The 12,393-nt window shown below is 74.8% G+C and carries 8 protein-coding genes; 4 read left to right on the top strand and 4 right to left on the bottom strand.

The annotated features are described in order from the left end of the window. Position 1: 1 nt before the first annotated feature. Positions 2-3,811, bottom strand: a complete 3,810-nt coding sequence (locus PV963_RS23940) for a WD40 repeat domain-containing protein (RefSeq protein ID WP_274817804.1) — start codon at positions 3,809-3,811, stop codon at positions 2-4. Between the two features lie 282 nt (positions 3,812-4,093). Here PV963_RS23940 and PV963_RS23935 point away from each other — a divergent pair, with 282 nt between their 5' ends. Continuing rightward, the gene (locus PV963_RS23935) at positions 4,094-4,933 is read left to right on the top strand and encodes a glycoside hydrolase family 16 protein (RefSeq protein ID WP_274817803.1); all 840 of its coding nucleotides are present in this window, start codon (positions 4,094-4,096) and stop codon (positions 4,931-4,933) included. After that, on the top strand, positions 4,930-6,369 hold the full coding sequence (locus PV963_RS23930) for a hypothetical protein (protein ID WP_274817802.1): 1,440 nt from the start codon (positions 4,930-4,932) through the stop codon (positions 6,367-6,369). The genes PV963_RS23935 and PV963_RS23930 overlap by 4 nt, the downstream gene beginning before the upstream one ends. A gap of 25 nt (positions 6,370-6,394) precedes the next feature. On the opposite strand, the gene PV963_RS23925 is transcribed toward PV963_RS23930, so the two are convergent. Then, entirely contained in the window at positions 6,395-8,776 is a 2,382-nt protein-coding gene (locus tag PV963_RS23925; RefSeq protein WP_274817801.1) for an ABC transporter permease, read from the bottom strand. Next, on the bottom strand, positions 8,773-9,546 hold the full coding sequence (locus PV963_RS23920) for an ABC transporter ATP-binding protein (protein WP_274817800.1): 774 nt from the start codon (positions 9,544-9,546) through the stop codon (positions 8,773-8,775). The genes PV963_RS23925 and PV963_RS23920 overlap by 4 nt, the downstream gene beginning before the upstream one ends. A 111-nt stretch (positions 9,547-9,657) precedes the next feature. On the opposite strand from PV963_RS23920, the gene PV963_RS23915 reads away from it, so the two are divergent. Both PV963_RS23915 and PV963_RS23910 read left to right on the top strand, forming a co-directional pair. Further along, positions 9,658-10,830: a sensor histidine kinase gene (locus tag PV963_RS23915; protein WP_274817799.1), complete on the top strand. Its 1,173-nt coding sequence runs from the start codon at positions 9,658-9,660 to the stop codon at positions 10,828-10,830. Between the two features lie 13 nt (positions 10,831-10,843). Next, entirely contained in the window at positions 10,844-11,503 is a 660-nt protein-coding gene (locus tag PV963_RS23910) for a response regulator (protein ID WP_274817798.1), read from the top strand. Positions 11,504-11,593: 90 nt separating this feature from the next. Here PV963_RS23910 and PV963_RS23905 read toward each other — a convergent pair whose 3' ends face one another. Beyond that, the gene (locus PV963_RS23905; protein WP_274817797.1) at positions 11,594-12,340 is read right to left on the bottom strand and encodes a phosphotransferase family protein; all 747 of its coding nucleotides are present in this window, start codon (positions 12,338-12,340) and stop codon (positions 11,594-11,596) included. Positions 12,341-12,393: the final 53 nt, after the last annotated feature.

Raw genomic sequence — 12,393 nt, 5'->3', positions numbered from 1 at the left:
GCTACCGGTCTTCGCAGGCCTCCCTGTAGGGGAGTTGCGGCAGATGCTCCTCCCAGTCGGCCCGGGTGAGAATCCCGCCGGTGTGCTCGCAGACGTACTTGGCCGCGCGGTCCTCGTCCAGCGTCCACACCCGGGCCGTCAGGTCGTAGCCGGCGGAGGCGAGGGCGTCGCCGCGCGGGCTGAACGCGACGGTGGTGACGGTGTCGAGGTGGCCGGTGAGTTCCTGGCCGGACGGCTCGGCCCGGGCCGGGTCGGACACGTCCCACAGGCGGACCGTGTGGTCGCCGCTGCCGGTCGCGAGCGTGTCGCCGTCCGGGGCGAAGGACAGGGCCCGAACCGCCGCGCGGTGTCCGGCCAGTTCCTCTCCCAACGGGCGTACGCGGTCCCGCCGTTCGACGTCCCGTACGTCCCACAGCCGCACCGTACGGTCGTCGCTGCCCGTCGCAAGTGTCCTCCCGTCCGGGGCGAAGGCCACCGCTTCGACCGACTCGTCGTGTCCGGTGAGGGCGGCGCCCGCGGGCCGGGCCCGCGTCCCGTCGCCGGCCACGTGCCACAGGCGGGCCGTGGCGTCCTCGGCGCCGCTCGCCAGGAGGCGGCCGCTGCGGGCGAAGGCCACGGAGGTGACGGCGTCCGTGTGGCCGCGCAGCGGTGCGCCGAGCGGCCGTGCCCGGTCCGGTCGCCGTACGTCCCACAGCCGGACCGTGTCGTCCTCGCCGCCGGTGGCCAGGGTGCGGCCGTCCGGCGCGAACGCGACGGCGTCGGCTACCCCGTCGTGTGCGTGCAGGGGTTTCCCGAGCGGCGCGGGGCGGTCGGGCGTGGAGACGTCCCACAGGCGTACGGTGCCGTCCGCGGAGCCGCTGGCCGCCGTACGGCCGTCCGGCGCGAACGCGACGGCCAGCACCCGGTCTTCGTGGGTGAGGGTCCGCGGCAGCCGGCGCGGGCGGTCCGGGCGGCGTACGTCCCACAGGCGGACCAGCCCGTCGTCGGTGCTGGCGGCGGCGAGCAGGCGGCCGTCGGGGCTGTAGGCGACGGCGGTCACCGGGTTGGTGAAGTCCGTGAGGACGGTCGGTGGCCGGTGCCAGAGCAGGACGCCGCCGTCGGCGCCGGTGCTGGCGAGGGTACGGCCGTCGGGGCTGAAGGCGACCTCCCACACGGGCTCCGTGTGCCCGGTCAGCGGCTCCCCGAGCCGCTGTGGATAGGCGGGGTTGGCCACGTTCCACAACAGCGGCGCGTCGTCCTCGCCCGCGCTCGCCAGGGTCTCCCCGTCGGGGCTGAACGCGACCGACATGACGGGCGCGGTGTGCCCGGTCAGCGGTTCGCCCAGTGACGTGAGCCGGCCGGCGTCGGACGCGTCCCACAGCCGTACGGTCTCGTCGAAGCCGGCGGTGGCCAGCGTGCGGCCGTCCGGCGAGAAGGCCAGGGTCCACACCGGGGCGGTATGGGCGCGCAGGGGCTTGCCGAGCGGTGCGATCCCGTCGTCCTCGCCGTACCGCCACATCCGGACGGTGCCGTCATAGCCCGCCGTCGCCAGGGTGTTGCCGTCCGGGGCGAACGCGACCGCGCGGACGCTGCGGTCCTCCGAGTCGTCGGCCGCGGCGGGCTTGCCGAGGGGCGTGGGGCGGGCCGGGTCCGTCAGATCCCACAGGCGTACGGTGCCGTCGTCGCCGGCCGTGGCCAGGGCTCGGCCGTCGGGGGCGAAGGCGGCGGAGACGATGTTCTCCTCGTCGTGGCTCACCAGCGGCCGGCCGAGGGGGCGGGGGTGCTCCCGGTCGCGTACGTCCCACAGCCGGATGGCGCCGCCTTCGCCGGTGGCCGCCAGCAGGTCGCGGCCCGCCGGTGCGAAGGCGACCGCGCCGACCCGGTCCGTCCCGAGCCGCAGCGGTTCCCCCAGGGGCCCGCCGCCGGTGTCCCACAGCAGGACCGTGCCGTCGTGGCCGCCGGCGGCCAGAGTCCGGCCGTCGGGCGCGTACGCCACGGAGCTGCCGGTCCCGTCGTGGCCGGGCAGCCGGGTGGCCAGGACCCGGCCCGCGTCCGAGGCGAGCCGGGTCCGCAGGTCCGGGGTGGAGCGCATGCGGTAGGCGGCCACGTCGAGCCGGGCGGCCAGCCCGGCGTGGGTGTCGCGGACCCGGTCGGCCTCGGCGGTGAGCTGCCCGAACACGGCGTCGTCCCGTTCGGCCTGCGCGCTCTCGCGGGCCTGGAGGGCGACGACGGCGGTGCCGGTGGCGAGCAGGGCGAGCGCGGCCAGTACGGCCACGACCGTGCGGCGCAGCAGCACGGCGCGCTGCCGGCGGCGAAGGGAGGTGGTGAGGAACCGCCGTTCCAGCGGGGTCAGTTCGTCGGTGCCGGGGGCGGCGCCGTCCGACGGGAAGGCGTCGCGGGCGGCCGACAGCCGGGAGCCGGCGTAGAGCGCGGCGTTCTCCTGCCCGAGGTCCTGCCAGGTGCGGGCCGCCTCGGAGAGCGCGCGGTGGACGCGCAACCGGTCGCGTTCCGCGTCGATCCAGGCGCGCAGGCGGGGCCAGGCGGTGATGAGGGCCTCGTGGGCGAGGTCGGCGGTGCCGTCGTCAAAGGTGATGAGGCGGGCCCGGGCCAGGCGTTCCAGGACGACCCGGGTGTCGGCGGGGTCGCCGAAGTCGAGTTCCGCGTGGTCGGTGGGGCGGCGGGTGTCAGCGCTCCCGTCGCCTGGCGCAACGAGACGCAGCAGGATACGGCGGGCCAACTCAACTTGCTCCGCAGTCAGTTCCCCGTACACCTGCTCGGCCGTCCGGACGACGGCGCCGTGCAGTGCGCCTGCCGCCTCGTACGCGGTCTCGGTCAGGGCCCGGCCGCTGCGGTGGCGCCAGGTCTCCAGCAGGGCGTGCGACATCAGGGGCAGTCCGCCGGGGGCGTCCTCGACCTCGTCCAGGAGGCGGTCGGTCAGGGCGCGTTCGACGATCAGGCCGGCCGCGGCGGCCGGGCGGACGATGGCCTCCCGCAGTTCCGCCCGGCTCATCGGCCCGGCGAGCAGCGTGGCGTCCTGCAACGCGGCGGTGAGCCCGGGGTGTTCGGCGCACCGGCCGAGGAAGTCGGCCCGCACCGCGATGACGACGCGCAGCCTGCTGTCGGCGGCGGTGGCGGCGACGAGCCGGTCGATGAAGGCGTCGCGGTCGGCCGGGTCGGCGCCGAGGGTGTACAGCTCCTCGAACTGGTCGACGATCAGCCAGGTGTCGGCGTCGGTGTCCGGTACGGGTTGCAGCCGCTCGGCGTGCGTGCGCAGCGGGTCCGCGCCGGGGGTGAGGATCCGTACGGCCGCGGGCGGCACGTCATCGTCGCCGGCCGCCCGCAGCCGGGGGATCAGGCCCGCCCGCAGCAGCGACGACTTGCCGCTGCCGGAGGGGCCGAAGACGGCGGTGAAGCGGTGCTTGCGGTTCAGCTCGGTGAGCCGCTCCACGAGCCGGTCGCGGCCGAAGAACAGTTCGGCGTCACCCGGTTCGAACCGGGTCAGGCCGCGATAGGGCGGCCGGGCGGTGTCCTCGGCGGCGGTCTCGGCGGCCAGTTCGTCCGACGCCTCGCGCCAGCGCCGCTCCCACTCGGCGGGGTCGCCGCCGCACGCCTTGACGTAGGCGAGCGTCACCGCGCGGGTGGGCAGCTGCTTGCCCGCCGCCGCCTGCGACAGCGTGGTCACCCCGTACCGCGCCCGGCGGGCCATCTCCCGGTAGGTGGGCCTGCCCGCGGCCTCGCGCAGCGCACGCAGCCCGGCGGCGAACCGCTGCACCGGCCCGGCCTCCGGATCCAGCTCACCCTCGGCGCGACCCGGCCCTGATTGTCCCGGCACCCCCCGGCCCCCTCACCTCGTACGCCCTCCACGACCTTCGACCGTATCGGCGTCCGTGACACGGGCGTTCACCTGATCCTCACGCTTCCTCCAGGTCACACGGTCCGGTTCACGCCTCCGGGTTGTTCGGTGCCGGGAGAGGGCCAGCCGAACAACGGCGCACGGCGGTCGAATGGCCGAAGGACGGCCGGGACGGCCACGGGGCGGCGGTCCGAGCCCTGCGAGGGGAGGGCTCGGGCCGCCCCGCGTCCGCACACACCCGCGACAAGCTGGAGGAGAGCCATGTACGGACGACATCGCACCCGTCACCTCGCCGTGGGGCTGGGCGCGGCGGCACTCACGATGACGCTCACGGCGACGACGGCACCCCAGTCCGCGAGCACCGCGGCACAGCGCTACGGCTGGGGGGACCCGCTCCCCGCGGGGTCGGACGAGTTCGGCTACGGCTCCGAGGCCGCCCCCGCCGTACCGGACCGCGCCAAGTGGCGCCTGGCCGGCGGCGGCCCCGGCAAGTGCTGGCCGGGCCACAGCGACAACGGCCGCCGCTGCGACGCCAACACCCGCGTCGTCGGCGGAGTCCTGCGCATGACCGGCGAGGCGGACGGCGACACCGGCTGGCTCGCCTCGCAGTACGGCCAGAAGTACGGCAGATGGGAGGCACGCGTGCGCTCCCGGGCCACCGCCCCCGACAACGGCCGGCAGTACCACCCGCTGCTGATCCTGTGGCCGGACTCGAACGAGCATCCCGAGGACGGCGAGTACGACTACCTGGAGAACGGCGCCCCCGGCGAGAAGTGCGCCGAGGCGTTCCTGCACTATCCGCACCCGCAGGACGTGCCCGTACAGCAGGAGCACGCCCGCAAGTGCGGGGTGGACCTGTCGCAGTGGCACAACGTGGCCGTCGAGTGGACCCCGGACCACCTGCGCGGCTTCATCGACGGCGAGGAGTGGTTCCGCTTCTCCGGCGGCGCGAACGCGGACCGCGACTGCATCCAGTGCGCCCCGTCGATGCACCAGACCATCCAGCTCGACAACTTCCACGGGGACGGCCTCCAGGGCGCCGTCTACGAAGTGGACTGGGCGCGGGTCTACGACCTGCCGGACGACGAGGGCGCCTCATGACGTATCCGACGTACGAACCCGGCCCGCCCCTGCCGCCGGAGCCCGCCGAGCCGCCCCGGCCCCCGGCCCCCGCCGACCCGTGGGCGGTGGCCCTCGGCAACGCCACGCTGCTCGGCATCGGCTATCTGCTGCTGCGCCAGTGGCGACTGGCCGCTGTCGCCGTGCTCGGCACGGCCCTGCTCCTCGACCTCACCGCCTCCACCGCCGAGACGTTGTACGAGGTCCTGCTGCTCCTGTGGTGGGCGGCCGGCATCGCCCACGGCTGGTTCCTGGCCCGCCGCCGCCCGGAGCACGTCGTGCGACGCGGACAGCGCGCGGGCACGCTCGGCCTCGCGCTCGCGGTGGTGCTGACCGCCGTACTGCTCCGTGCCGACGCGTACGGCATCGAGAACCGCGTGGCCGAGGCCCGCGATGGCGGCGACTGCGAGGCGGCCGTCGCCGCGCAGGGCGAGGTGTGGTGGGGCCACCGTCTGGCGGGCGCGCCGGTGGTGGAACCCGGCGACGCGGTGGTGCAGGCGTGCCACCGGCTGGACGGGGCGGCGGCAACCCTGGCCCGCGCCGCGCGCAGGGGCAGCACCGAGGACCTGGGGCGGGGCTTCGGCACGCTCGCCGGCGTCCTCAACCAGCCCGGCAACGAGCAGACCGTGAGGACGGTCCTGGACACCTTCCTCGACGGCCTGCCCACCGACGACTCCTGCGACACCGCCGCCCTCACCGCCTGGCTCCGCGACCGCGGCCCCAGCCACGACGTCCTGGACCGCTCCGCCGACAGGGCGGCACGCACGGAACCCGCCGCCCTGGTGGGATGCGGCGACCACCTGATGACCGAGGACGCGTGGCAGCAGGCGCGGACGCACTACCAGCAACTCCTCGACACCTACCCGGACGACGCTCGCAAGGACGAGGCCCGCGACGGCGTGCGCAAGGCCACCCTCGCCATCGAACTGGACCACGTGCGCGGCCTGGTCGACAACACCTACGGCGCCGACTCCGGCTACTGCTCCAAGCCCGCCAAGTACAGCGGAGCCCCGCCGTACCGCAAGGGCGCCAACCGCGCCCTGTTCCTCGGCGACTCCGAGTACACCGACAAGCTCCCCGGCTCCTGGCGCACCGGCGACCCGGCCAAGGCCGCGCTCGTGGTCTGCGCGGACGCGGCGGAGAACGGAGCCGCCGTGGAGACCTGCTCCTACGAGAACGACAAGTCGAAGTACCTGCCCCACCAAGTGACCTTCTACAAGGTCAAGATCCCCCTGAAGGTCTACGAACTGCGCACCGGCAAGCGCCTCGACCCGCGCTCGGTCCAGATCGGCGGCGGAAGCTGCCCGAGCGTCCTGCGCTACGAGTACTACATGTACGACCTGGGGCCGGGCGACCAGTTCGTCTCCACGTCCAAGTCCGGCGTACGGGACGCGTTCCGCCCGGTCGTCCGACGGTGACCATCCGTTCTCCCGGCCCGGCCGGTCACGCCCGCCGCATCCGCCGCAGCGCGGCCCGGGCCGGGAGGACGGTGGCCGCCGTGCCGAGCAGCAGACAGCCGGCCACCACGCCCGCGCCCCAGGGCCAGGCCACCGACAGCTCGACCGGCAGTCCCAGTTCCCGGCGCAGTCCCCGGGCCGTGCCGAACAGGGCGGGAGCCGCCACCGCCAGCCCAAGGACGGCGCCCAGCGTGACGACGCAGCACGTCTCGGCCACGAGCGTCAGCAGCACCTGGCGCGGTGTCGCACCGGACAGGCGCAGGACGCGCAGGTCCCGCACCCGGCCCGCGGTCGCCGTCAGCACGGTGGAGGCGACGGCGATCATGGTGTAACCCGCCGTGATGGCGACGAGGATCAGGGTGAACAGCCACACCAGCCGGTCCTCCTCGGCGTCGTCGGAGGCCGCATACGCCGCCACCGGGACCTCCTTGGCGCCGAGGCCCGAGAGGGACGGCGTGGGCGCGGCGGTGGTGCGGTACACGACGTCCGCGAGGGCCGACGGGTCGTGGGCGCGTACCAGCTCACGCGGCAGGAACACCTGGTACGGCATCGAGTCGTCCAGCACGGCTCTCACGCGCAGGTGCCGGGTGCGGCCGTCCTCGAAGGTGAGGGTGGCGGTACCGCCCTCCCGCCAGCCGTGCGCGGCGGCCACCGCGGCGGTGACGACGACGGTGTTCCCACGGGGTGCCCGCGCCGTGTACGTCTGCTCGAACCCGGGCGTCACCCCGGCCGCCGACAGGGCCGCCCTGCCCTCGCCGCCGTAGACCGTCGTCGACAGCAGCGCCGTGCCCCCGACCCGGTCGACCGCGGCGTCCGACAGGCCCGGTGTGCCCCGGGGCACGACGGCCGCCTCGGTCCGTACGGCCGCGGCCTGCCGGCTGGTGTCGGCGCTCTGGGTGGTCTGCACGGCGCTGGTGATCAGCACGGCGAAGGCGACGGTCGCCAGCACCGGGGCGATCGTGGCGGAGGTGCGGCGCACCGAGGTGCGCATGTTCTCGCGTACGAGCACCGCCGTGGCACCGGGGCGCCGGGCGAGCGGCCGGGTCAGCGCCCCGATCACGGGCCGGGTCAACGCCGGCAGGAGGAGGGTGAGTCCGGCGGTCAGGCCCATGGCCGCGCCCAGGACCAGCAGCACCATGGCGTCGGCCCCCGCGACGGCCGTACCCGCCGAGCAGGCCGCGCCCAGGCCCGTCGCCGCCAGCCCCGTGACCCACCGGCGGCGGGTCATCGGCCGGCTGTCCACCGCGGCCTCCCGCATCGCCTCCAGCGGCTTCACCCGGGAGGCCCGACGCGCCGCCGCACCCGCTCCGGCCAGTGCCACGGCCACGCCCAGGGCCCAGGCGGCGGCCGGTACCCACCACCGGATGCTCACCTCGAAGCCCGCCGGCTGGAAGCCCGCGTCGATCAGCAACCCGGTCATCGCGGGCGCCATGACGACTCCCGCGACCGCCCCCGCCCCGGCGCCGACGACGCCCACCGCCAGGGCCTCCCCGTACACCAGCCGCCGCACCTGCCGCGGTGTCGCGCCGATCGTGCGCAGCAGGCCGAACTCGCGACGCCGCTGCGCGACGGCGAACGCGAACGTCGACGACACGTTGAAGACGGTGACGAACGCGGAGAGCAGCGCCATGGCGGTGAGCACCTGGCCGCCGATCCAGCGGGTCATCTCGTCCTGCTTCGGCGCGAGCGCGTCACGGGAGGCTCCGGTCAGGACGGTGCCGTCATCGCCGACGGCGTTCCGGGCGGCGTCCGCGACCCGGGCGGGGTCGGTGCCGGGGTCGAGGACCAGCCCGATGGTCCGTACCCCGCCCGCCAGTTCGGCGGCCCGCCGGTCGGTGACGTAGTAGCCGGGGCCGTCGATCGTGCCGGACACCGAGAAGCGCTGCGGGCCGCGTGCCGTCAGCACCGTGAGGGGCTCGCCCGGCCGGTGCCCGAGGGAGTCGTCCACGACGATCTCGCCGTCTGCCGCCGGTGGTCTGCCCCCGCTCAGGCCGTACGCGGCGAGCGCCGCGGCCGACCAGGGGTGGCCTTGCCGCTCCCCCGTGCGCTGATCGCTGCCGGGCGCCTGCGCGTAGAAGGACCGGTCGGCCACCGCGGCGGCCACGCCCGGCAGCCGGCCGAGTTCCCGCCGCAGCTCCTCGGCGCGCTCCGGCGCCCAAGGCGGGTTCTCCGTGAACACCCCGGCGGTCGGCGCCCCCGCCGGGCTCCGCACCAGCACCGGCGCCCCCGCGAGCCGCTGCGGCACTCCCGTACCGTCCGACAGCAGCACCAGCGCGCTCATGGTGACGACCGCGACGCCCAGCGCCACGGCCACGAAGGACCCGAGAAAGGAGGTCCACCGCTCCCTCGCGGTCGCCAGGCTGATCACGGCCGCACCTCCAGGGCGGCCGTCCGCGCCGCGATCGCCTCGGCGCCCTCGGCGCCCGGCAGTTCGTCCGCGAGCCGACCGTCGGCCAGCAGCAGCACCCGGTCCGCGTATGCCGCGGCGGCCGGGTCGTGCGTCACCATCACGACCGTCTGTCCGCGGCTGTCCACCAGGCCCCGCAGCAGCCGCAGCACGACCCGGGAGGCGCTGCTGTCCAGTGCGCCGGTCGGCTCGTCGGCGAAGAGGACGGCGGGCCGGGCGATCATCGCCCGGGCGATCGCGACGCGCTGCTGCTGGCCGCCGGACAGTTCGCTCGGCCGGTGTCCGTGCCGGTCCGCGAGCCCGACCGCGGCGAGTGCCGCGTGCACCTCGTCCGGCGAGGGGCGTGCCCCGGCCAGTCTCAGGGGCAGTTCGACGTTCTGCGCGGCGGTCAGGGCCGAGACCAGGTTGAACGCCTGGAAGACGAATCCGATCCGGTCCCGGCGCAGCACCGTGAGCGCGTTCTCGTCCAGCCCGCCCAGTTCCGTGCCACCGATCAGCACCTCGCCGGCGCTCGGCCGGTCGATGCCCGCCGCGCAGTGCAGCAGGGTGGACTTGCCGGAGCCCGAAGGGCCCATGACGGCTGTCATCGTCCCGGCCGCGAAGTCCAGGGTGACGTCGTCGAGTGCGGTCACGGCGCGGTCGCCGGTGCCGTAGTACTTGGTCAGCGACCGGAGTCGGACGGGGAGCAGGGCCGAAGTGCCTGGCGTCGTTGGGGTGTTCGTCGTGGTCATGCCTTCAAGGCAACGACGGGAACACCGCCCGGCACAGTGCCGCCCGGGCGAGAGCCGATACTCCATCTGGCACTACTGCCTTCACCACCCGGCGCCGCTACGGTCGACCGCGTGACCACCCCCCGAACCGTCCTGGAGGCTCTCACCCGCAGCCCGTTGGGATTCCCGCGCACCGTCTGGCCGTGGCGCGCACTGGGGTATCTCCTGTCCGGCGGGGTGTTCGCGACCGGTGTCTACCTCGGTGTGGCCGGGCTGTTCACCGCGCCCGTCGGCACGTTCGCCAGGGTGATCTGCGCGGGGGCCGTGGTGGTCTTCGCCGCCGCCCTCGCGGGGCCCCTGGAGCGGCGTCGCCTCGCCCTCGTCGACGCCGGCGAACGGCCGGAGTCGTCGGGCGGTCCACGGGCCGTCGGCTACGGCGTCGTATCGGTCCTGGCGGTCGGCTGGCTGGACCTCGCCGTCGCCCTGGTCTCGCTCGGCATCCCGGGCTTCCTCCTCCTGACGCCCTTCCAGCCCACCGCCCTGCCCTGGCATACCGTGGCGGGCCCGGTCGCGGGCACACTGCTGCTGCCCGTGGCCGCGTATCCCATCGGGGCGTGGGCCGCCGTCCGTGCCGCGGTGGGCCGTGCCGTGCTCTTCCCGAAGGACCGCGAACTGCGCGAGGTCGTACGGTCCCGGGCCCGCCTCGTCGACGCCTTCGAGACGGAACGCCGCCGCATCGAACGCGACCTGCACGACGGTGCCCAGCAACGGCTCGTCGCCCTCACCGTGAAGCTGGGCCTGGCCACCCTCGACCTGCCGCCCGGCAGCGCGGCGGCGAAGCAGGTCGGCGAGGCCCACGCCCTCGCCAAGGAGGCACTCACCGAACTGCGCGAACTGATCCGGGGCATCCATCCGCAGATCCTGACGGAACGCGGACTGCCCGCCGCCGTACGGGACATCGCCGGGCGCTGCCCGATCCCCGCGGACCTCGACCTCGACCTCCCGGGCCGGCTGCCGGCCACCGTCGAGCAGACCGCGTACTACGTGACCGCCGAGGCCCTCACCAACATCGCCCGGCACAGCGGTGCCGACCGCTGCCGTGTCACCGCCCGCTGCCGTGACGGCGTGCTCCGCCTCGACATCGAGGACAACGGCTCCGGCGGCGCCGACCCCGCTCGCGGCACGGGCCTCGTCGGCCTCGCCGACCGGATCGCCGCCGCCGACGGCAGAATGCTCCTGTCCAGCCCGCCCGGCGGACCCACACTGCTGAGAGCGGAGATCCCGTGCGCCGGCCCATCCTCCTGAGAGCGGAGATCCGATGCGGCAGTCCCTGCGCATAGTGCTCGCGGAAGACGCCGTCCTCCTGCGGGAAGGTCTCGTCCATCTGCTGGAGCGCTTCGGCCACCGGGTGCTCGCCGCCGTGGGCGACGGCCCCGCCCTGCTCGCCGCCGCCCGGGAGCACCGCCCCGACCTGGTGATCACCGATGTCCGTATGCCACCGGGCCAGACGGACGAAGGCCTGCGCACGGCCCGCCGGCTCCAGGCCGAGCAGCCCGGGCTGGCGGTCCTCGTGCTCAGCCAGTACGTCGAGCAGACCTTCGCCGACGAGCTCCTGGACGACCGCCGCGCGAGCGTCGGAACGGGCTACCTCCTCAAGGAACGCATCGGCGACGTCGAGGAGTTCGCCGACGCCGTCGCCCGCGTCGCCGCCGGGGCGACGGTCGTCGACCCCGAAGTCGTACGCCAGCTCCTCGCCCGCCGCCGCGACCCTCTGGACCGGCTCACGCCCCGCGAACGCGAGGTCCTCGCCCTCATGGCCGAGGGCCGCTCCAACGCGGCGATCGCCCGCCGCCTGGTCGTCACGGACGCGGCCGTGGCCAAGCACATCGCGAGCATCCTCCAGAAACTGGACCTGCCCCCGTCGGCCCCCGACGACCACCGCCGCGTACTGGCGGTACTGGCCTATCTGCGCGCCTGACTCCACACCGGCCCGCCTGTCGAGGGCCGTGGCCCCGCCCGCCGCCCCCTCACCCCGCGCAGCCCCAGGAACACCAGTAGCCCGCCCGCCTCACATCCGGTTTCTCAGCACGTCGACCTCACAGCCCGGCGCGAACGGGTCGAAGCCGTGCTCGATCAGCCAGCGAACCGCCAGCAGGCTTCGCAACGACCACCACGCGTGGATCACGTCGAGGTCGATGTCGGTGCCATAGCCGGCGACGACGTCGTCGAGGTGCTCCTCGTGTCCGAGCGTGAAGGTGGCGAGGTCGTACAGGGCATCACCCTGGCCCGCCTCGGACCAGTCGATGATGCCGGTGACCTCGTCGCCGTCGACGAAGACGTGCGCGATCTGCAAGTCGCCGTGTATGAACGCCGGAGTCCACGGCCGGAGCGCGGCCTCGGCGACCTGGCGGTTGTGGGCGACCAGGTCAGCGGGCAGGAGGCCGTTCGTCACGAGCAACTCGCACTCGTCGTCGAGTTCCGCCGCCAGCGCGACGATGCTCCGGCCGGCCCGGCCGGGCCGGGGCGGCAGCGGCGCGTCGTGCAGCTTCCGGATGGCGGCGCCCGCCGCGGCCCACGCCGCCGGCGACCCGGTCGACGGCCCGCCAAGGCGCCCGAGCGTCGTCCCCGGGAGTGCAGCGATCGCGAGCACGGGCGGCTGGCGCCACAGGACCTCCGGGGTCGGGACCGGCGCGAGGGACATCGCCTCGACCTCGACGTCGATGCGCGCTTGATCGGCGTCCACCTTCAGGAACACGTCGCCGACGCGCAGAGTCGCGCGCTCGGAATGGGCGACAACGACTTTGACCTCATCCATGGGCGACCAGTATCCCGGGGATGATCCCCGACGTAGCCGGGTTTATCGCGTGC

Source organism: Streptomyces coeruleorubidus, assembly GCF_028885415.1.
GTDB classification, from domain to species: domain Bacteria; phylum Actinomycetota; class Actinomycetes; order Streptomycetales; family Streptomycetaceae; genus Streptomyces; species Streptomyces coeruleorubidus_A.
Note: the sequence above shows the minus strand (reverse complement) of the source record. Positions and strands in the feature narration are given on the sequence as shown.